The 21,833-nt window shown below is 56.0% G+C and carries 17 protein-coding genes; 10 read left to right on the plus strand and 7 right to left on the minus strand.

The features are described 5' to 3' along the window. Positions 1-1,560: a DUF427 domain-containing protein gene (locus BM069_RS16620; protein ID WP_093325362.1), complete on the plus strand. Its 1,560-nt coding sequence runs from the start codon at positions 1-3 to the stop codon at positions 1,558-1,560. 87 nt (positions 1,561-1,647) lie between these two features. Beyond that, a complete protein-coding gene (locus BM069_RS16625; protein ID WP_093325363.1) occupies positions 1,648-2,664 on the plus strand; it encodes a LacI family DNA-binding transcriptional regulator in 1,017 nt (338 codons plus the stop codon). On the opposite strand, the gene BM069_RS16630 is transcribed toward BM069_RS16625, so the two are convergent. The 5 genes from BM069_RS16630 to BM069_RS16650 form a co-directional block, all read right to left on the minus strand. After that, positions 2,665-3,585 carry a hypothetical protein gene (locus tag BM069_RS16630; protein WP_093325365.1) on the minus strand — a complete coding sequence of 307 codons (921 nt, stop codon included), beginning with the start codon at positions 3,583-3,585 and terminating at the stop codon, positions 2,665-2,667. Beyond that, entirely contained in the window at positions 3,585-4,346 is a 762-nt protein-coding gene (locus tag BM069_RS16635; RefSeq protein ID WP_093325366.1) for a sulfotransferase family 2 domain-containing protein, read from the minus strand. Before BM069_RS16635 ends, BM069_RS16630 begins: the two co-directional genes overlap by 1 nt. Positions 4,347-4,349: 3 nt before the next feature. After that, the gene (locus BM069_RS16640; protein ID WP_093325368.1) at positions 4,350-5,357 is read right to left on the minus strand and encodes a hypothetical protein; all 1,008 of its coding nucleotides are present in this window, start codon (positions 5,355-5,357) and stop codon (positions 4,350-4,352) included. A gap of 77 nt (positions 5,358-5,434) precedes the next feature. Continuing rightward, positions 5,435-7,693: a glycosyltransferase family 2 protein gene (locus tag BM069_RS16645; protein ID WP_093325369.1), complete on the minus strand. Its 2,259-nt coding sequence runs from the start codon at positions 7,691-7,693 to the stop codon at positions 5,435-5,437. A 33-nt stretch (positions 7,694-7,726) separates the two neighbouring features. Further along, positions 7,727-8,842: a glycosyltransferase family 2 protein gene (locus BM069_RS16650; RefSeq protein ID WP_170846770.1), complete on the minus strand. Its 1,116-nt coding sequence runs from the start codon at positions 8,840-8,842 to the stop codon at positions 7,727-7,729. A 743-nt stretch (positions 8,843-9,585) separates the two neighbouring features. On the opposite strand from BM069_RS16650, the gene BM069_RS16655 reads away from it, so the two are divergent. Together BM069_RS16655 and BM069_RS16660 are read left to right on the plus strand one after the other, a co-directional pair. Then, positions 9,586-11,247 carry an ABC transporter substrate-binding protein gene (locus tag BM069_RS16655; RefSeq protein WP_093325372.1) on the plus strand — a complete coding sequence of 554 codons (1,662 nt, stop codon included), beginning with the start codon at positions 9,586-9,588 and terminating at the stop codon, positions 11,245-11,247. A gap of 69 nt (positions 11,248-11,316) precedes the next feature. Next, the gene (locus tag BM069_RS16660; protein WP_093325374.1) at positions 11,317-11,799 is read left to right on the plus strand and encodes a DUF2165 family protein; all 483 of its coding nucleotides are present in this window, start codon (positions 11,317-11,319) and stop codon (positions 11,797-11,799) included. 15 nt (positions 11,800-11,814) lie between these two features. Here the strand turns inward: BM069_RS16660 and BM069_RS16665 are convergent, their stop codons facing one another. After that, entirely contained in the window at positions 11,815-12,831 is a 1,017-nt protein-coding gene (locus BM069_RS16665; RefSeq protein ID WP_093325375.1) for a zinc ABC transporter substrate-binding protein, read from the minus strand. Positions 12,832-12,919: 88 nt separating this feature from the next. Between BM069_RS16665 and BM069_RS16670 the strand changes: the two genes are divergently transcribed. The 3 genes from BM069_RS16670 to BM069_RS16680 are packed head-to-tail and all read left to right on the plus strand — an operon-like array spanning position 12,920 to position 14,944. Next, the gene (locus tag BM069_RS16670; protein WP_093325377.1) at positions 12,920-13,396 is read left to right on the plus strand and encodes a transcriptional repressor; all 477 of its coding nucleotides are present in this window, start codon (positions 12,920-12,922) and stop codon (positions 13,394-13,396) included. Beyond that, on the plus strand, positions 13,393-14,148 hold the full coding sequence (locus BM069_RS16675; protein ID WP_093325435.1) for a metal ABC transporter ATP-binding protein: 756 nt from the start codon (positions 13,393-13,395) through the stop codon (positions 14,146-14,148). Before BM069_RS16670 ends, BM069_RS16675 begins: the two co-directional genes overlap by 4 nt. Position 14,149: 1 nt before the next feature. Continuing rightward, entirely contained in the window at positions 14,150-14,944 is a 795-nt protein-coding gene (locus BM069_RS16680; protein WP_093325378.1) for a metal ABC transporter permease, read from the plus strand. A 97-nt stretch (positions 14,945-15,041) separates the two neighbouring features. Here the strand turns inward: BM069_RS16680 and BM069_RS16685 are convergent, their stop codons facing one another. Next, a complete protein-coding gene (locus BM069_RS16685) occupies positions 15,042-16,286 on the minus strand; it encodes a serine hydrolase domain-containing protein (RefSeq protein WP_244503648.1) in 1,245 nt (414 codons plus the stop codon). Positions 16,287-16,456: 170 nt separating this feature from the next. Here BM069_RS16685 and BM069_RS16690 point away from each other — a divergent pair, with 170 nt between their 5' ends. From BM069_RS16690 to BM069_RS16700, 3 genes are all read left to right on the plus strand, one after another. Next, positions 16,457-19,420, plus strand: coding sequence for a calcium-binding protein (locus tag BM069_RS16690; RefSeq protein WP_093325380.1), 2,964 nt, complete (start codon positions 16,457-16,459; stop codon positions 19,418-19,420). Positions 19,421-19,539: 119 nt separating this feature from the next. Continuing rightward, the gene (locus BM069_RS16695; RefSeq protein WP_093325438.1) at positions 19,540-20,364 is read left to right on the plus strand and encodes a glycosyltransferase; all 825 of its coding nucleotides are present in this window, start codon (positions 19,540-19,542) and stop codon (positions 20,362-20,364) included. Continuing rightward, on the plus strand, positions 20,361-21,728 hold the full coding sequence (locus BM069_RS16700; protein WP_093325381.1) for an oligosaccharide flippase family protein: 1,368 nt from the start codon (positions 20,361-20,363) through the stop codon (positions 21,726-21,728). The genes BM069_RS16695 and BM069_RS16700 overlap by 4 nt, the downstream gene beginning before the upstream one ends. Positions 21,729-21,833 lie beyond the last annotated feature (105 nt).

The following is a 21,833-nucleotide window of genomic DNA, read 5'->3' on the forward strand; positions in this document are numbered from 1 at the left end:
ATGGAAGGGTCCCGTTTCAACGCTGCGTCCGGCTATGGCATCGATATCGAGTCCATTGACGGCCGTGTCCGTATTTTGCGGGACGGTAAGGTCCTTGCTGACAGCACTCGTGCCAAAGTGATGTATGAAACCCGTCTTCAGCCTCAAATTTACCTACCACTTGACGATATCCTTGTTCCGGTTTCCGCCCAGACCGACCTCAAGACGTTTTGCCCGTTTAAAGGCACCGCGCGATACCGCGATCTGTTGCTGGACGGCGAGACCATTCCCAATGCAATTTGGTCCTATGATGACGCGCTGCCAGAAAGTCGGGAAATAGGCGGGCATATTGCATTTTTGGCGTCGTCCTATTCGGAAGTTGATCTCGGCGACGTGACACTTGACCCAGGTACAGATGGCAATATCAGCGGCCCTTTGGTCGACTGGTTGATGCGCGGAGCGGCATTTGAAACCACACCTGAGGATTTCATGCGCGCGCTCGGCAAAAAGATGGTCCAGAGCGGCATAGCCGTCTCCCGCATGTCTGCCATGATCTGGTCTCTGCATCCGATGATCGCGGGCAAAAACTATATCTGGAAACGCGGAGAGGAAGAGATCGCTACCTTCGCACCCTCCTATGAGCTTTATGATCACCCGAGCTTTGTTAACTCGCCTTTGAGCCATGTATCAAAAGGCCTTGGTGGCGTCCGCCAGAAATTGGATGTCGACGACGAGGACATGCACTTTCCGGTAATGAAAGATCTCAAGAATGAAGGCGCAACCGATTACGTTGCCATGCCTCTTTTCTTTTCCAACGGTCAGGTCAATGTGCTGACGATCACCAGCGACCATCCCAATGGGTTCACAACGGCGAACCTTGGGCTAATTTTTGAGGTTTCAACCGTGATCAGCCGGTTTTTCGAAGTTTTCACGCAAAAGGAAAATGCGCAATCCCTTCTGGAAACCTATGTCGGACGCAGATCTGGGGCGCGGGTTCTTGGCGGCGAAATCCGGCGGGGCGATGGCGATGAGATCGACGCTGCGATCATGTTCTGCGACTTGCGCGGCTCTACCCGACTTGAGGAAGAGTTGGGGCGAACCGTCTATATCGACTTGCTCAACAGCTTTTTTGAAACTGTTTCTGGTGTGGTGCACGAAAATGGCGGCGAAGTGCTGAAGTTCATCGGCGACGCTGTGCTCGCGGTTTTCCCTGACAACGACAGCGGCATAGAAGGCAGTTTGAACGCCATTGCCGCCTGCAAATCCATCATCGCCAAACTTGAGGCCCGCGCCGAGGAAGGCGAGCACCATTGCGATGTGTCCATCGGCGTCAGCCATGGCAGCGTAACATACGGGAACGTGGGCTCTCAGGAACGCCTTGATTTCACGGTCATTGGGCAGCCGGCAAATGTTGCAGCTCGCCTTGGGGATTACGGCAAAACGGTTGGCCACCGAATCGTTGTGTCCCAAGACCTCGCGGATCAATGCGACGATTGCATTCCTCTGGGTCCGGTGTCCTTGCACAATGTCTCGGAGCCCGTCGAAAGTTACGCAATCAGCGCTTCGCCACTCAAACTCTAGAGGCGACGCCTAAACTCTGCCCTAACCGCTTGATCCCTCTAAGATGTTCACGCTAGCATCTCAGGAAGTTCAGCGGGAAAATAATCAATGACACAAAGCAACCGTTCCTTGACCCTTCGTGATGTTTCTGAAGCCTCTGGCGTTTCCGAAATGACCGTCAGCCGAGTCCTGCGCAACCGCGGGGACGTCTCCGCGGCGACCCGTGAAAAAGTTCTGACTGCGGCCAAGGAACTGGGATATGTGCCCAACAAGATCGCCGGCGCGCTGGCCAGTCAACGCGTAAACCTTGTCGCTGTGATCATTCCGTCGCTGTCAAACATGGTTTTTCCCGAAGTCCTCGCCGGCGTAAGTCAGGTGCTGGAAGACACCGAGTTGCAACCGGTTGTCGGCGTAACCGACTATCTTCCTGAAAAAGAAGAAAAAGTTCTTTATGAGATGCTATCTTGGCGCCCATCCGGTGTGATCATTGCAGGGCTTGAACACACAGAAGCCGCCCGAGCCATGATGAATGCCAGCGGTATCCCTGTCGTAGAGATCATGGATGCCGATGGAGAGGCCGTGGATGCAATGGTCGGCATTTCCCACCGCCGCGCAGGCCGCGTAATGGCCGCATCCATCCTTGAGGCCGGCTACAAGAAAATCGCGTTCCTCGGGACAAAAATGCCGCTCGACCACCGCGCGCGTAAACGCTTCGAGGGGTTCACGGAAACGCTTGCGAAATCCGGCGTGGAAGTGACCGAACGGGAATTCTATTCGGGCGGCTCGGCGCTGGCCAAGGGGCGTGAGATGACCAAAGCTGTGCTCGATCGCTCGCCAGACATCGATTTCATCTATTATTCCAACGATATGATTGGCGCCGGTGGACTGCTTTATTTGATGGAGAAAGGCATTGATGTGCCCGGACAGATCGGACTTGCGGGCTTTAACGGTGTCGAACTGCTGCAAGGGCTTCCGCGTCAACTTGCAACCATGGATGCCTGCCGTCGGGAGATAGGTGTGAAGGCAGCTGAAATTATCGCGTCCCGCGTGCAAGGTGAGGATACAGATAACTCAGTAACACTGACCCCCAAAATCAGCTTTGGCGACACACTGCGGCGGCAGTAGTCAGCTTTTGAACTTGGCGATGCGAGCGTCTGCCGCGCGCAAGGCCTTGCGAAAAACCGGTGCCCCCCGCCGCGCAAGCACCGCTGTGCAATAGCGACGGATCAATTTGGGTCTGTCAGCCTTCTCCAGCGCAGCCAGCATTTCTTTTTGATAACGGGCAACCTCCCGCCGCCTGCGCAGCAGGGTATAGAACTCCGGTTGTGTCATTGTTCCGGCGACGCAGCCTTCGATGACAGGTTTAAGTACCCCCATCAAAAGCCAAAGAGAGGCGATCCGATGCCCCATAAACCGGCAGCGGTACTTTATTACGTTTTCCCCCTGGAAAAGCGCGGCGTGCATGGCATCCAGCGCGGCACGAGGATCATAAAAAACATGCACCGCTGCGGCGCTCTGGACCATCTCGGGGCCGTAAGCATAGCGACTGTGAAAATCTCTTCGCCAAGCTTTGCGATATCGGGTTTCCCAGCTTGCGATCTCTCGGTCCAGCGTAGCCTGCGGTGAAATACAAATTACCGTCGCACCTGGTGCTGCCGCCGAAAACACAGAGGCCGCATAAGCCCCCATTGACGCCCCATAGAAAATCACATTGTCGAAACGCTCAAAGAAGCCGTCATCGCGCAACCGATCAAAGAAATCATGCACCGCATCATCCCGATACCAGGTCCAGTCATGTGCCATCAGACCCAGCATGGACCAGCCGCGTGAGGAGACAAAATCATACCCCCATGGCATCCTGTCCTCGCCGCGTTCATAAACGTGATCGAGGTTCTCAAACGTAACGATCAACGTCTTGCCGCGTTCGACAAACAGCGCGGTATGCTCATCACCCAAGGCTTCATAGAAGCCTTCGGCAGCACCCACCTTTTCGAGATTTTTCCGCCATTCAAGTTGCGTTGGTTCTGACACTGTGCCGTCTGCCATTATGCGGCTAGCGCGAGCCGCTGGCGCACGTCCTCATACATCTCGAAGTCTTCACCAAAAGCGATTTCGATGTTGCGCCGGTCGGCTGCGGTCATCGCCGCAATCATGTCCGCACTTGCAGATCTGTGACCAAGAGATTTGCGCGTGTCCTGAAGTTCAGGGGTATCCACATCAAAAAGGGTTTTGACCACATGGCTCATCGCACCGTTCAAATCCGCCATGTCTCCCACGAAATCATAATCAATGAACTCGTATGACACTTCTTTGCGCTGACTTCGCCAGTGACGATCGACTTCCCGCGCGCCCTCATCATTTGCCATGATATCAAGAAATTCCGACAGGGAAATATCGCTGTCGACTGGGCGTTTTAGATGCCGCATAAGTTTCGCCTTCTGCTTCTCCCCTTTGATGATCTTGTCGGAGAAGGCCGACACCGTCCGCGCCACCGGCTCTCTGACGATTGTAAATTTAAAGACCCGCCGATCCGCCAAATCTTCCATCACGCGCGGCATATTCAACCCGCGCGGCCCTGTCAGCAAAAGAGATTTGGGCGGGGTGTGGACGCTCGCCATGTCGATGGTCTCGGCTCCGTCCCCACGAAGTTTGATGAGGTTGTCCATCAGGGTCGCCAAGACCGTGGTACAGGCAGCTTTGTGATTTTTCATGTAAAGGAACGGTTTGCCAAACACAGGCACATTCACCAATTGCAAAAAGTGCTTGGTATGAAGGTAGTTATCAAGAATGCGTGGCTGGTAGTCCATCGCTTAACCCTCTTGAAACAGACGCGGTGCCGCTTCGATCAGTTTTGCACGGCAGTCTTTGATAAACTGCTTATCAACAAGGAAGTCTCGCGAAATCTTCTCGACCGAGGCCTCTCCCTTGAGGGATTCAATCGCAATTTTGGCGCGGAATTCCGGATCGTCCACAGGGGCCTTATGCGTGACTCGTTTGGCTGGGATCGGCGCTGCATCCGGGTCGATGCCGTGCTTTTTCATCACCTCATCCATAAACGACCCGCGACGGGGGCGGTTGTTCTCTGCTTCCTGCAATCGCGGCTTCATCCGGCGCGCCCAAAAATGCACTGCCTTAGTATCTTCGGTCAGCCAGTCTTTTTCGATGTCAAACTTGCTTTGGAACATCTTGTTCCTGTCTTTGAACGACACCGGATAGAACGCTTCAACAGGCTCCGCGTATTTGATTTCGCCTGACTGCGTAAGAAACCACGTCACTGCGGCCGGTCCGGTAAAACCCCAATTCTGCGCGGTCATATGCACGGGCTTGCCCGCATCTTTTTCGGCTTGCAGTTCTTTTTGCTGCCACGGTTTGAGCCACGGCCCAATCGCATATTCGTCCTCAAAAAACTCGAGCATCCCCTTCAGAGCACGTGATGTTTTGGGCAAACCCAGCACCGCGTTGCAGACCAGCCCGTCTTTCTCCCAACCGAAAACTGTCTTGCGGGTGAAATTGAACGGGCGATAGCAATAGATATCCGCATCCACCCAAATCTTGTCGGTTTTCGCCAACATATTGAGCCGCCACAAATCCGCATGGATCGCGGGGCTTCCGGTGCGCACATGCCTGTGCATCGGCTCTCCCGGGAAAATCTCAGAAGCATCCGCTGCGTGGACACCCTCGGGAATATTGGGGATTTCCTCATAACTATATAGAGTCGTGTGATGTCCCATATCCGCAAAGGATTTCAGACAAAGTTGTTCCAACCACGACAGTCGCCCGCCAATCCACAAGGATGCAATTTCTGGAAGCCCGGACATCTCGCCTCACCTTTGTTCATTATTTGAGAACAGATTAGCCAATCAAAGCGGCACTGTCTCCGAATTTCAAACAGCTGTTAGTGTGCTGTTTCCTGTTTTTCGACCGTAAAGAAGAAATCTTCCGGCAGGTCTTTTCGCTCCCACACCCAATCAGGGATAACCTCGGGTCCGGCAAGGAAAACATTGGCCCCAAAATAGGGGTGCATGCGGGCCAGCCGCTCCTGCCGTGCACTCGTTAGATCTTCATAAAACTGTGCGTAATTTGAAGTTTGCTTAAGTGCGTCGATTTTTGCGCGGTGCTTATCAACGGAATAGGCGTGTGCTTCGGCTATTTCAGGATCGGCCAAAAGGGCGTCCATCTCTGCCTGCATTGCAGGAATCATCCGCTGGATAGATGTGTCCTCATCCACGTTGTTGTTCATGCGAAACCAGTAGGCCATGCCTTGATCCCGATCGACATGGTTTACACGCCCGCGATCCCGTTTCACCAAAAAGCTCTCCGCTGATCGCACGGCATAGTGGTTCAATTGCACCATATCATAGCCGATGGTTGACGTCGTCGAACGCCAAGCATTGCGATACATGTCTCGCGGCAGCGGCTTGCCGGACCCGTTGACCCAATTGATATGTGACCAGAGCTGAGGGTTCAGCCCTTTGGGCCTGTGAACGCCGAGCTTTTTAAACAGACCGATGTTGCGATAGAGCGTTTTGAAACCCCAAGCCTGATGGGGCTTGCGTGTCATTTCCAACGCGCAACGGGTGAACTGCTCGATCAATGGCGTGTCCGAGTATTCATGCACGTCAGAATTGCCAAACAGACGCCAAGTGCACGAAATCAGGTTGGCATCCGGCACCGCATCAAAAAGCGCCTTTAGGGTACCATCTCCGGTCTTGACGTTGATGAACTCGTCCACATCCATCGAGATCACCCAATCCGCATCCTTGATGATCTCTTCTTTCTCGCCCGCCTGCAACGCTGCGTGCTGCGGCTTCAGTCCTGTCCCCTTGAAAGGGTTGTCACGGTGCTGAAGCAGACCCTTGTCCTGCAACAGGTCGAGAAACGTATCCGTCCCGTCGTTGCAGTCGTTGGTATAAACAATAAACCGGTTCACCCCGATGGCGCGGTGATAGGCCAGCCATTCAAGAATAAACGGCCCTTCATTCTTCATACATGTGATGATGGCGACTTCGTTGTTTGAAAGGTCCGCCTTCGGCGCGTCCAGTTCAGGCATCCGAAGGGCCTTGTGACCGAACAGCTTACGCGACATTTTTCGCAATTCATCGTCTTCAATCAGCGAAGTCTTGGGCACAATTTTCGACACTGAGTCCCCGGGATGTCGCAGCCCCATAAACCGGTAAAACTTGACCCACTCATCATTTGCAGGCCGCGTGCCAACTACGCGGATCAGGCGCCAGACAGCATCCGGCTTGGCCTTGGCAGGTGCCACGCACCAACGCCGCCGCGCCTGAGTGGCGTCAAACTGAACACAAATGTGGTCGCCAAAGCTAACATCGTCGTTGTTGCGCACACGCCAAGGGTAGCAATGCAGCCCGACCAAATTGATCGACCCAGTCAGTGATTTTTCGGCTTTGTCAAAAACCGTTTTGCCTTTAACCGCTTTGCCTTTGTCGCCACTCAGCACATCGGAAATATCCAAAAGTGCAACAGCACGCGCCTTTGCAAGGAACCAATAGCGCATCAATTCAAAGAGTTGCAGCTCTCCCAAGGGCGACGACCAAGGCTCCGCAGCAGGCACATCCATCCGATCTTTCCCCGGAGCATCCGGCGCGTTGAACGGATGCTGTTCGGGAGGCAAATCCAATTGACCCAGTGCCACGTCGGCCCGTAAAACCAAAACAGTCTTCAGGCCTTTGATATTGGAAATTCCAGCCTCAAGCGCCTCCAGGTAAGCTTCGTCTTGACCGGGCTTGGCCCGATCAATGATCAAGGCAGCCTGCAAATTCTGGGTCTCGGCGTGCACTCTGAGCCATGTCAATGTGCTCTCGACAGTTTCGCCATTCCGCACAGCAAGAAAACAATTCAGCCCCTCAAAGAGGGACAATTCCGGCGCGGTTAGTGGCAAGTCATACGCCTGCCCGTCCACCGCCAATGCAGGTTGGTTCGCGAACCCTTCGAGATGGGCAATTGCACCATTGCCAACACTGCGCATCATCGCAAGTCGGCCGGTTTCGGCCTTTGCAAATCGATCGGTTGCCACCCCTGTCTTGAAAAACGCCATCGCCTGATCAGGCGCGACTTCTAAACAGGCCAACAACTTGGCCTCTCCAAGGGCGACATGCGACATCTGGCGCGTATAAAACGCGGGTTTGCTCATACTTTCGACCTGCTCGGCCCCTGTTGGACCTTATCAATTCTCTTTGTTGGCAGATTGATACCACCGAACCAGCATTTTCTGCAATTGCGGCGTAGGCACGTCCGAACCTCCGGCGCAGAGGATTTGCGTCATAAGTTCCTGATATTCCGGATGCTTGATCAAATATTCAAAACGCGCGCGATGCCAGTTTAAAGCTCCGGCATAGTGCGCCTCCACATCCGGTAGCCGCCGCAATTCTTTCAACTCAGCCTGTGTCGCCTTCGCCATCTTCGAGATACTGCGATCTTCTACTGTATTGAAATTTCGTTCCACCCAATAAGCAAGATCGATCTGTTTTGTTGCCCGATTGGGCAACCCTCGATCTCGCTTGACGATAAAAGCAGCGGCGGAACGCACAGCATAGTGATTGAGTTCCACCAGATCGCGGGCCACTCCAAGTTGCCACAACGACAATCGCTGCGGATTCTCGGCCAAAAATGAATGCATCAGCTTGCCCGACCCGTCGTAGATCTTTGGCGGCGCGGCTCTGTTTTTGGGCTTTTGTTTGGGGCGGTGCACTCCAAATTGATTAAACGGACCTTTGGCCCGGAACAGGGTTTTGAACAAACTTGCCGCAATCGGATACTGCGCCTCAGGCGGAATAGCCCGAGTGAATTGTTCCGTGACGGGCAAAGCGTCAATCCCTACTACCTCACTGTTCCCGAACAAACGCCAAGGCAAAACGATAGCGTCCGCATCGTCCGGCAGTGCATTGATCAGGTCGGGTATCGTATGCCCCGATGCGTGAATGTTGATGAACTCGTCCACGTCGCTGACCAGCACCCAATCCGCACCTTTGCGCAATGGATGTTTCCATGCCGCTCGCAGGGCTTGCCACTGAATTGACTTGTCCGTAGCGGGCTCATGCGGAACGTGGACCACCACGCCGGCTGCGTGCAAAACCTGCAACAACTCGTGGGTGCCATCATCGCAATCGTTGGAATAGACCAGAAAATCGCTGACGCCCGCAGCCCGATGATGCGCAATCCATTCCAGCAAATAAGGCCCTTCATTTCGAACCGATGTGACGCTGAGAATGCGCAAGTGCCTCGACCTCTTGATACTTTTTTGAACTGATACCACAGAGCGCGACGGCGTTGCACCAAACATTGGAATCAGACCCCATTTTGATGCCAGGCGCCGCCTTGCGCGGGCCCAAAGCGTTTCAATTGGCCGCAAGTGTCGAATATGCGACAGGACGGGTCGGTTACGGACCAGAGGACCCTGCACCATCTAAACCTAAACTCGGGCATGCTACGGCACCCAAATAGCTCGCCCACGCCAGCCCAGGCTTTGACCAACGCTCCTGTCGGTCACGTTTTGACGTGGGCCAGTGATGCGACGATGCAGACATGTTCTGGTCAGATAGGGCGGCAGTCTTATATGAAATCGGACAGCAATTGCGCCGGCAATAGCCCACAGTCGGAGGCCTGGAATAGCGAAGCCAGCAACCAAAAAAATGGAATGCGGGCTTGACGAATCCACTTAACCACACGGAAAGTTTATTTATTGCGTCCCACGCTTGCGCTGCGGAAGGCTATGATGAGGAGGAAAGCCGGACGCCATTGGGGGAAACATTTGAGTTTGGGACACAGGATCTCTTCGAAAACATTCACAGATGTCGCGAAGATATCTTGCGCCGTGACCGGCGCGCTGCACCATACTGCAGGTCGCAGACACGCGGCGAATGCCCCGCAAACGGAGCGCAGCAATCTACTGACAAAGGCGTAGCGTCGCTCTGAGAGAGGCGCCCGACAAGAAATAAGAACCGGCGGGTCACCACTGCCCGCCACAACAAAACGCAGCAAAGACTGCACACCGGGGATACCCCGAACACAACAGAGAGGAAGCAAATGACCTTTAAGACACGTACCGGCAAGCCGATGCCCAAGGTGATCACCGACCAAGCCGGCAAAGTTGGCAATGATGAGGTGAACCGCCGCGAGTTCCTCGCGCTTGCGAGCGCCTTTGGCGCGACTACAGCCACCGCATACGGGATGCTTGGCATGGCCGCCCCTGCCTATGCCGACGGTCACGCCAAGGCTGGCGGCACCGTGCGCATCCAGCAGGAAGTGCGCGCCCTCAAAGACCCGCGGACTTATGACTGGTCGCAAATCGCCAACGTTTCACGCGGCTGGTTGGAATACCTCGTTGACTATGGCCGTGAAGGCACATTCGGACCGAACCTTCTGGAAAGTTGGGAAATTTCCGAAGACGCGACCACATATACCCTGAACGTCCGCAAAGGCGTGAAGTGGAACAACGGCGACGACTTCACCGCAGAAGACGTGGCACGCAACATCGAAGGCTGGTGCGATAAGGACGTCGAAGGCAACTCGATGGCGGGCCGTTTCGCAACCCTGATCGACCCCGAAACCAACAAAGCGGTTGCCGGTGGCATCGAGGTGGTAGACAGCCACACCGTCAAATTGAACCTGCCAAAACCAGATATCTCTCTGATCCCGGGCATGGCGGACTATCCGGCGGCGATTGTGCACAGCTCGTTCAACCCGGACGACATGTTGACCAACCCGATCGGCACCGGTCCTTATCTGCCTGAAAGCATCGAAGTCGGTGTCAAAGCCGTTCTGGTGCGTAACGAGAACCACACCTGGTGGAACGAAGGCAACGGCGCTTGGATGGACCGCGTTGAATATATCGACTACGGCACCGATCCAGCTGCATGGGTTGCTGCGGCTGAAGCCGAAGAAATCGATATGCTCTACGACGTGGATGGCGAATTCATCGATCTGATCACCTCGCTCGACGGCTGGGTTGAGCATGAAATCGTGACTGCAGCGACCATCGTTGTTCGCCCGAACCAGCTTGCCGAAGTTGACGGCATGAAGCCTTATGCCGATGCACGCGTCCGCAAGGCGATTGCGATGGCGGTGGACAACAATGTGCTTCTGGAACTGGGCTACGACGGTCGTGGTCAGGTTGCGGAAAACCACCATGTTGGCCCGATGCATCCGGAATATGCCGAACTGCCCGCGATGAAGCACGATCCGGCTGGCGCCAAGGCGCTTCTGGACGAAGCTGGCATGAGTGATTTCGAGATGGAGATCACCTCGATTGACGACGCATGGCGTAAGAACACCACCGACGCCGTCGCAGCACAGCTGCGTGACGCCGGATTCAACGTCAAGCGGACCATCCTGCCAGGCTCCACCTTCTGGAACGACTGGGCGAAGTATCCGTTCAGCTCCACCAACTGGAACCACCGTCCGCTGGGCGTTCAGGTTTGGGCACTTGCTTATCGCTCGGGCGAAGCCTGGAACGAATTCGGTTACTCGAATGCCGAATTTGATGCCATTCTCGAAAAAGCGCTGGCGACAGCCGACATCGAGAAACGCCGTGCGCTGATGGCCAAAGGTCAGGCGATGCTGCAGGAAGATGCCGTTACCATCCAGCCTTACTGGCGTTCGCTCTATAACCACACGGTCGAAGGGCTCGAGGGCGGTGCACACCACATCTCATTCGAGATCCACCCAGCCAAGCTGCACTGGACCTAAATCAGGTTGTAAAAACAATGGCGGGCCGCTCCTTTTGGGCGGCCCGCTTTTTATGAGGGGGGTTTCGCAATGGATATTTTGCTTTTTGCGCAGACGTTTTCACTCTTACTTCCAACGCTTTGGCTCACCACCGGCGTGCGCGACAATATCCTCCATCCTCCTGTGAACGAGGTTTTCACCGCTCAGGTTCTGACGATGGAACGGATGAAAGAGGATTTCCCCGAAGAGTACGAACGCGTCGCCCATCGCGCCATCCACTCACGCGGATGGCAAAAAGGCCTGTTTCGCTTGATAGTGGCAGCCGAGATCACGACCGCCGTTGTCTTGTGGGTTGGAGTTTTGGCCATGGCACTTGCGGCGCTTGGTATCGCCCTGCCCTCAATGGCGCGCGGCGTGGCCCTGATCGGCGCTCTGATGTTCACTGGATTGTGGTCAATGTTCACCGTGGTCGGCAATCATTTCAGCTATTGGTTTTGTCACGAGGGCGCCCAGAACACGCACTTTCAGCTACTGCTCTGGGGCCTTGGTAACATGATTTTTCTAAACCTCTGATAGGTCGGATTTTTGCTAGTGATCGTGGCTTAGGCAGTCGACAAAGGTGTCCGCCAGATTGGTGATCACTGCTTTATAGAGCGCAGGACCAGTATCCTGCTCGGCGCCAAGCGGATCGACTTCCGCGGTGTGAATGTCCAGTCCTTCTGACACCGACGCGACAAGCGAATCCGGGAACTGTGGCTCGCTAAAGATACATTGGATATGATGCTCTTTTAGTGTTTCGCGGGCCTCGCGCAAGCGCGCAGCGCTGGGTGAAGATGCGTCACCCACCCGAATGGCGCCGGCGGTTTTCAACCCAAAACGTTGCTCAAAATACTGATACGCGTCGTGGAAGACCATGTAGTTTGCGCCCCGCAAAGGTTCCAGTTTCCGTGAAATCTCGACCTTCATCTCTTCAAGCTCCGCCTGTGCCGCTTCGGCGTTTACCCGATAGGTTCCTGCGTTTTCCGGATCGATTTCCGAAAGCTCTGCTGCAATGAGGCCGAGCCAGATACTCGCATTCTCCGGATCCAGCCAGGCGTGGCTGTCTAGACCCGAGTGGTCATGGCCTTCATGCCCGTCGTGGTCATCGTGGCCTTCATGCTCGTCGTGGTCGTCGTGGTCGCTATGATCGTCGTGGTTTTCGTGATCATCGTGGCCGTGATCATCGTGGTCATCTTTCGCCGTAACCTCGAAATCATCTGGTCCGCGATAGTCAAACTTTATTGTGGGCTCTTGAGACAACAACGTTATTACATGCGCATCGCCTGCCAGAGACTCGATTGATTTCTCAATCTGCGGCGCAAGCTGAGGGCCAACCCAGATCACCAGACCGGCATTCTGCAATGCCCGCGCCTCTGAGGGACGCAAGGCGTAGCCATGCGGCGAAACACCCGGTTTCATCAACAAAGTGGCAGTGCCCACGCCTTCCATAACCTGCTCCACAAGGCTATGAACTGGCGCAATATCAGCCACAACACGCGGCGTTTCAGCATTCACACTGAGGGTCGCGGCCATCAGAGCAAAAAGACTGGCAGAAATAGTTTTCATCGGGGCACCCTTGTAAATTATGTAACGCGGTGACTGGCACTAAAGAAAATGTTATACTATATCAAGTGAAAATCTTGAGGAGCGTCGAATGGAAAGCATCGGGTTTAGCCAACACGATCACACGGCCTGCGTTAATGGCGGCCTGAAGGCCGTTGAAAACACGTGCGCTGACAAAGGTTTGCGTCTGACGAAAGGGCGTCGCCGGGTGTTGGAAATCCTGTTGCAAGAACATCGGGCCATGGGCGCCTATGACATTCTTGGCCTTCTCAGCGATGAGGGCTTTGCCTCTCAACCACCAGTGGTTTATCGCGCTTTGGATTTCCTCACAGAGCACGGCTTTGTGCACAAAGTGGAAAAGCTTAATGCCTATGTCGCCTGCACCCACCCAACGGATCAGCACACCCCGGTTTTTCTGATTTGTCGTGGTTGCGATACCGTGGCCGAAACAGGAATGCCGACGCGCTCCGGCCTTAAGGACGCGGCCAGCGACATGGGTTTTGAGATCGAGAAAACAGTGGTTGAAGCGGAAGGCCTATGCCCGTCCTGTCAGGGGCAAGCAACGTGAGACTTGTGACGGTCAAAGACGTTTCGGTGAAACTCGGCGGCCATCAGGCCCTGAACAACGTCAGCATGTCGATCGACAAGGGCGAAATCGTCACCATCGTCGGCCCCAATGGATCTGGAAAATCAACGCTCTTGCGCTGTGTGATCGGCGCGGTGAAGCCGGAAATTGGCACTGTTCTGAAGGCTGCGAACCTCAAAATAGGTTATGTTCCTCAAAGCCTTGCGATTGATCCGACACTGCCGCTGACCGCCGGGCGGTTTTTGTCTTTGCCTCATCGTCGGCCTTCAAAAGCCGTCGCCGACGCCCTGCGCCAAGCTGGCGCAGAGGACATTGCGGATCGTCCCATGTCGGGGCTTTCTGGGGGGCAATTCCAACGGGTTCTGCTGGCGAGAGCCCTAATGGACAAGCCCGATCTCCTGATACTGGATGAGCCGACTACCGGACTTGACCAACCCGGGTCAGCCGATTTTTACACGCAAATCGAACAAGTTAGGCGAGAAACCGGCGCAGCGGTTCTTATGGTCAGCCACGAGCTGCACGTGGTCATGAGTGCAAGTGATCGGGTGGTCTGTCTGAACGGGCATGTGTGCTGCCACGGCTCGCCAGAGATTGTCGCCTCTGCTCCCGAATACCGCGCGCTCTTTGGAACCGGAACCCACGGCGCGCTGGCGCTCTATCGTCATGAGCACGACCATCACCACCACGATGGCGACGCCTGTGACCACGACCATTCACACCTCGAAAGCCACTGATATGTTTGATGATTTTCTGGTGCGCGCCATTTTGGCAGGGATTGGTGTTTCGCTCGCCGCGGCGCCTTTGGGCTGTTTCGTCGTTTGGCGCCGGATGGCCTACTTTGGGGATGCTACGGCCCATGCGGCGATCCTCGGCGTGGCCTTTTCTTTGGCCTTCGGCATATCCATCTTTGTGGGCACGCTGGCGGTTGCTTTGGCGATGGCAATCACTGTGACCACACTCGCCGGGCGCGGCTATGCGATGGATACGCTTTTGGGCGTTCTGGCGCACAGCGCCCTGGCCTTTGGTCTGGTGGCCGTTTCCCTCCAGCATGGCATCCGGATTGACCCGATGTCCTACCTTTTCGGGGATATTCTCGCAGTCTCAAAAAGTGATCTCGTTGTGATCTGGATTGGCGTGATCGGCGTTATTTTACTAGTGATCTGGCGCTGGCAAGGGCTGCTGACATCGACCCTCAATCCGGACCTTGCCTATGCCAGCGGCATTGACCCCAAGCGGGAACAGCTTGTCCTGACCATCGGATTGGCCGTGGTCGTCGCAGTGGCCATCAAGGTCGTGGGCGCGTTGCTGATCGGCGCATTGTTGGTGATCCCTGCGGCCTCGGCTCGCGCGGTCACAAAATCACCTGAAGCCATGGCCGTAGGTGCCGCCATTATTGGGGCCGCCTCGGCTTGTGGCGGGCTCTGGATGAGCTACACGATGGACACACCTGCGGGGCCATCGATTGTCTGTGTTGCCGCGGTTTTCTTTGCCGCAAGCAACCTAGTGGCCAGGATCGCCTTAACACGCTGACTTTCGGCCAAATTTCACGTCGGCAAAGCGTCGGTATTACATCGGTATTGCGTCGGTGGGCTTTCCCGCTGGCGAGCCCGCCCTGCCAAGGTCGGCTTCAACCAGTGAGCGCCGCGTGCACCAACGCCTTGAGCTGCGGACGCGTCGGGTAGGAGCTTGAGGGCGAAAGCTGCGTAAAGAACACGACCGAGAGATTTTCCACCGGATCAATCCAGAAAAACGTCGACGCCATTCCCCCCCAGCTAAAGTCGCCCACGCTGCCCGGCACCCTCGCGCGACCGGCGTCTAGAACAACAGCCCCGCCAAGGCCAAACCCCATACCTTCCATCGGTTGCTCGGCAAAGCTTTCCGGTCCCATGGAAGCGATGTCGCCGCGCAGGTGATTGGACATCATGAAGGCCGTTGTGCGGGGCGAAAGCAATCTGGCATCGCCCAGCGCGCCCCCGCGACGGAGCATTTCGGCAAATCTCAGGTAGTCGTCCATCGTTCCAACCAAACCGCCGCCGCCGGAAAAGGTCGTGGCGTTGAGAAAAACCGATCGGTGGTTTGCATCCACGCGACGCAGAGATTCGGCACCCTTTTCAGCGTCGTTCAATCCCATCGCGTCTCCCGCAAGCGGCGTGTAGAGCGAGGCAAAGCGGCCGGTTTGATCCTGACGCACAGAGAAACCAGTTTCTGTCATGCCAAGCGGGCCAAAAATTTCGTCTTCAAAAAACGCGGCCAATGATTTCCCCGAGACTACTTCGACCACGCGGCCCAAGACATCAATTCCCACGGAATATTCCCACCGTGTTCCCGGCCGGAAGGCCAAGGGCAACGCAGCAAGACGGCGAACCTCGTCGGCCAAAGGAGCCTGATCAGCGCGAAAGATCACGTCTTGCACATCCATCTCAGCAGCCAGAACTCCGGGATTGAAAGGATAGCTGAGGCCGGATGTGTGGGTCGCAAGCTGGTGCAGGGTCGGCGTCGCACATTTTTCGGTTTGGTCGATAGCCGTCGCGCCGTCGATCAATGCGTGACAATCCGAGAATTCAGGAAGGAACTCGGACACCGGAGCGTCCAGATGAAATAGTCCCTTCTCGGCCAGCATCATTAGCGCAACCGTCGTGACCGGCTTGGTCATCGAATATATCCGCGCCACTGTGTCCCGCTCGAAAGCCGTACCGTCTTCCACACTGCGCAGCCCGGAAAAATGGTTAAACACCAAATCCCCGTCGCGCGCGATCAAAAGACCATTGCCCGCATGTTTGCGCTCATCCACCAGACGCTGCATCCACCCGCGAATGGCATCCAGCCTTTCGACATCAAATCCACGGGACATAGGGTCAGTCGTACCAATCATGCGCGGCGCCTTCCACTGCGGTAAAAAAGTGCGCTCAGATTGGCTTTGCGACGCGCCCGGTACAAGCCTGTAAAATCACATAGCGCGCCTAAGATTGTCGCTGCCCCCTTTTAAGCCACACCGGAATCAACACATACTTGTTCAAGGTGTGATTTCTGGAGGGAAGCCGAATGCGCATTGTCAGAGCATTGGCCTTGGGGCTGTGTACTCTCTTTGGATCCGGTGCGTCGGCGCAGGAAACGGAGGCGTTGAACCTCTATGTCTTTGGTAACAGCCTTGTTCATCACCTGAGCGACACGGATGAAACCACCGTGCCGCATTGGTTGGCCCGCTTCGCCGAAGCTGACGGCCGCAACATCGGAATAGATGGGCAATGGGGGTTTCTGCGCAAGTTTGCAGAAGGCGAGACACCTATTGCCAACTGGCGGTTTTCTCAGGTGGATCGCGCATGGGGGCGGCAATTCCGAAATTTCGAAGACGTTGGATGGGATGTGGTGATGATCAATCCCGCGAACTTTATCCAGTACAAAGACGCAGACCAGCCCTATGACGGCGAAAATCCTGACGGGAGTTCTCCAGTGTCGGCCACAGTGACGGTGATTGACAAAATGGCCGCCGCTGCGCCGGACCGGTTCGTAATCTATGAAGGCTGGGCGGATATGGCGGGGATTTCCAGCTTTCCGCCTTCAAAGCGCAAGTTCCGCAAGTATCTGCGGTTCAACGCGGGTGACTATGACCTCTGGTATCAGGACTATGTCGCGCAACTGCGGGCCGCACGGCCTGACGTGCGCATTGATTTGATCCCCGTGGCGCGTGTTATTTCCGAGCTGGTCGATGGCGGCGTGTTGTTTGATATGACGCCGGAGGATTTGTACATCGATGACGCGCCACATGGCACACCCACCCTGTATCTGCTGGCAGGCGCGATAACTTATGTGGGGCTGTTTGAATCCGAGTTGCCCGAGGTGGTGGAACTTCCGGACACGATACACCCGGACGTACGCACCTATTGGGATGCCGTGCGGGAAGAAATTCACCGGCTGGTTCTGGACCCTATTCAAAATGCGGCACAAGCGAGTCCAACCGAGCGCGGCGCCAAGATAAAAAAGGCTGATGCTGGGCCGGAGCAGCCGTTTAAAACTCCGGCAACTGCACTTGTAAGCGGAGGTGCGAACGGGTTGGGGTTAGAAAATCCCGCCTTGTCCATGGGTTTGGCGGAGGTGTCCGATTGGGGCACACAACTGGCGTTCATTGATCTGATGAAAACCGCCCGTCCGTGGATCGGGCATTTGCCCAACCGGTGGGGCGGCGTCACCACAGAGGCGATGCAAGACTTTGGCCTGTTTGATGAGGCGGGATGGATCTGGGGCATCCCTGATCAGATTTCCTCGATCGAAGCCATCATGCTGACCGATCAGCCCACCGAGGCCAAGGCAATGTCGGGGCGCTATCGCGTGACGTGGCAGGGTAGCGGGACGGTGGAAATGACCGGACGCGCACGTGTTACAAGCGTTGAAGATCAAGAAATATGGTTTGAATACACGCCGGGAGAGGGGCACGTCGGGGTGCGCATCCGCAACACCGATCCCACGCGCACCGGCGACTATGTGCACGACATCTCCGTGGTGGCCGAGAAACACATTCCATTGTTCGAAGCGGGTGCAGTGTTCAATCCCGACTGGATTCGGGTGGTAAACGATTTGCGGATGGTGCGCTTTATGGATTGGATGCAGACCAACAATTCCCTCCAATCCGACTGGAGCGACAGACCGTTGGTCAGTGATTTCTCTTATGCGTGGCGCGGCGTGCCAGTTGAAGTGATGATCCAGCTTGCCAACGAAATCGGAGCCGACCCTTGGTTTAACATGCCCCATCTGGCCAATGAGACCTATATGCGCCGGTTTGCGGAAACCGTGCGCGACGGGTTGGATCCGGCGCTTGTGGCCTATGTCGAATATTCCAACGAAGTCTGGAACTGGGGGTTCCAACAGGCGCAGTGGGCCTTGCAAGAAAGCGAGGCCCGTTGGGGCAAGGTGGAGCACGGCCACATGCAGGTGGCCGGTGAACGCGCAGGCGCAATGGGCCGGATCTGGCTGGAGGTCTTTGGCGAGGAGGCCGAAACCCGTTTGGTGCGCGTAGCGGCAACGCACACAAGTTGGCCTGGACTGGAAGAAGCGTTGTTGCAGGCGCCGGAAGCACAAAAGGACGGCGCACCGCCGCCGGTGGCGAGTTTTGATGCCTACGCAGTGAGCGGCTATTTCGGCGTGCAGCTTGGAATGGACGACGGCGCAGAAGTGGTGCTTGGACGGCTTGAAGACGCGCGGACAAGGGCAGAAGCGGCCGGAAAGGCGGAGGGCTTGCAACGGGCCGCGCTGACGGATTTTGTCGAAAAGCAGAAATTCAACGGCATGCATCGGGCCACCGTCGAAGCGCTTGAAAACGGGGCGCTCAAGGGGCTGGTTGGCGAAAGGTGGCCCTATCAAGCCAAAGTGGCGCGGGACAACGGGCTGGCCTTGGTGATGTATGAGGGCGGCAGCCATGTGACCGGCGTGGGCAAATGGGCAAACGACGACTTGCTCACGGCGTATTTCGGTGCCTTCTCCACCAGCGAGGAGTTGGGCGCGCTCTATGTAGATTTCCTATCCCAGTGGCGTGACATCGGAGGGCGCGGATTTAATGCGTTCTACGACGTGGGCACGTCGAGCAAATGGGGCAGTTGGGGGCATTTGCGTCACTTGTGGGACGAAACACCACGCCACAAAGCGTTGACCGAATACAACGACGCCGGCGCGCATTGGGACGAGACCCGCGCCAAGGGGGCGTTCCTGCATGGTGGGGTTTTTGAGGGTACGGACGGAGCAAATCGGATATCCGGCACCACAAAAATCGACACGTTGCTGGGTGGTGGCGGCAATGATATTTTGATTGCAGATGGCCCGGCGGACCGGCTGCATGGCGGGGACGGCATGGATCAGGCGATCCTGCCCGGAGCGCAAAGCGACTATGAATTCTTCCGAGAAGGCACGCGGGTACGCGCTGTCGCCAAAGCGCGCTCTTATCTTTTGACCGACATCGAAGCCATCGGGTTTTCTGCCTCCCCCGCTCTGGTTATCCCGATGTCAGGCTTGTTGTGAGTGGGCGTCAAGTCACAGAACATACGTGATTTTTCGCGCCGCACTGGCACGGTTCCCTTGTCTTCTGGTAGGGTCATGGAAAGCCCGTGATCAAGGGCAGGCAACGAGGCGAACCGCAGGTGTTGAGCATCATCATCCCCGCGCACAACGAGGCAGGGCATATCGATGCCTGCCTGCATTCTGTTTTGGCCTCAACGGAGCCAGACACCGCGCAGGTGATTGTCGCCGCCAATGGCTGTAAGGACGACACCGTTTTGCGCGCTCAGGCGTTTGAACGCGTCGCACAAGCACGTGGGTGGCAACTGGAGGTGTTGGACCTGCCGGCAATCGGCAAGGTCGGCGCGCTTAATCAAGCGGACCAAATCGCCGCGCACGATATGCGCGTCTATCTGGACGCCGATGTGACAATGGATCCTGATCTGCTGGGGCAGATCAAACTGGCATTGAACACAGCCCAACCCCGATTTGTCAGCGGAAAAATGCGGCTGGCGCCAGCCAAAAGTTGGGCGACGCGGGCCTATGCCCGTATCTACGACAAGGTGCCGTTCATGACCCAAGGCGTTCCGGGGGCCGGACTTTTTGCCGTGAACGCGGCAGGACGCAGCAAATGGGACCAATTCCCGACACTCATCGCCGACGATACCTTTGTGCGCCTGACCTTTTCGCCGGACCAGAGAGATGCGATGAAAGCCGGATATGACTGGCCATTGGTAGAGGGCTTCTTCGCACTTGTTAAGGTGCGGCGGCGGCAGAATGCAGGGGTCGCGGAAGTGGGCCGAAAGTTCCCGCATCTGTTGGAGAATGACGACAAACTGCACCTCAGTTTCGGGCAAAAACTGCGGATGGGAGTCCGCGATCCACTGGGCATGCTGGTTTATGGGGCGGTCGCGGTGATCGTGAAACTGACACCGCAAAGGGACACCAGCTGGGAGCGCGGAAGATGAGCCGGCTTGCAGGTTTCACATCCGGCCAATCTCTGGCGGCGCGGGCCTTTCGTTCCGGCGGGTTGACCATTTTGGGATATGGCGGATCCCAAGCGCTTCGTCTGGCGTCGAACCTGATTTTGACGCGCTTGCTGTTCCCCGAAGCCTTTGGCGTTATGAGCCTTGTTTGGGTGTTTCTTCAGGGGCTGAGCAACCTGAGCGACATGGGCGTAACCCAATCGATTCTTCAATCAAAGCGCGGGGAAGATCGCGCCTTTCTGGACACCGCATGGACGATCCAAGTGCTGCGCGGGGTTCTGTTGTTGGTGGTCACATGGGTTCTGGCCGCACCTGTCGCCGCCTTCTACGATGCGCCCGAACTCGCGAATATCCTGCCGGTTGTTGGGGTCACGTTGTTGGTGATGGGGCTGTTTCCGACCAAAGTTGACAGCGCCAACCGGAACCTTGTTTTGGGCCGAATTACCGCAATTGACCTGATTGCACAGGTCATCGGATTGATCGTTGGGGTGATCGTCGCGTGGGCAACAGGGTCGGTTTGGGCCTTGGTGGCAAACGCCATGACAGCCGTGATCATGCAGCTGGTTCTTTATCAGCTGTTTCTGCCCGGAGAGAGTAACAAGCCGCGATGGGAACCCTCCGCAGCACGCGAGTTGATCAAGTTTGGCAAGTGGATCTTTCTATCAACAGCTGCCGGTTTTCTATTGTCACAGGGTGATAAAATTGTGCTGGGCAAAGTTCTGAACCTCGGGTCTTTGGGGGTCTACAACATCGGATATTTTCTGGCGTCTTTTCCACTGTTGCTGGGCGGGATGGTAACGCGCCGGATCCTAATTCCGATCTATCGGGAAAAACCGCCAAGCGAGAGCTCGGAAAACCGCGCCAAATTGCACAAAATGCGCTTGCTGATCAGCGGTGGCTTGATGGCGCTGGTTGCGTCTTTCGCCCTGATGGGCGTCTGGCTGGTCAGTGTTCTTTACGATCCACGCTACGCGCTTGCGGGCGGCGTGGTTGTTTTGTTGGCTGTGATGCAAATTCCGCAGATCATCACGCTGACCTACGATCAGGCCGCCCTCGCCGCAGGGGATTCACGCGGATTCTTTGTGCTTGCGGCGACCCGCGCCACTCTGATGATGACTGGCTTGATCTTTGGCGCGGCACAAGCCGGATTGACCGGAGCGCTTCTTGGGCAAGGCCTTGCAATGGTTTTGGCCTATCCAGTTGTGATCTGGCTGGCACGCCGGCATGGCGCGTGGGACAAGCGCCACGACGTTATTTTTGGGTGTGTGGGCGCACTCGTGGCAATGACGGCATTTGGCGTGCATCAGACATCCATTTACGGTTTGTCTGCCCTCAATTTGCCCTGATTTGACCTTTGTAAGGCTCCTGAGGGAGAATAAGTTTGGTACAAATCAAAGAGTCCTTGGACGTGATGCGCGCAACATAGGGCCGGAATGCATTGAAAAAAGCAG

The sequence above is a fragment of the Shimia haliotis genome (genome assembly GCF_900114415.1).
Classification (GTDB): Bacteria; Pseudomonadota; Alphaproteobacteria; order Rhodobacterales; family Rhodobacteraceae; genus Shimia; species Shimia haliotis.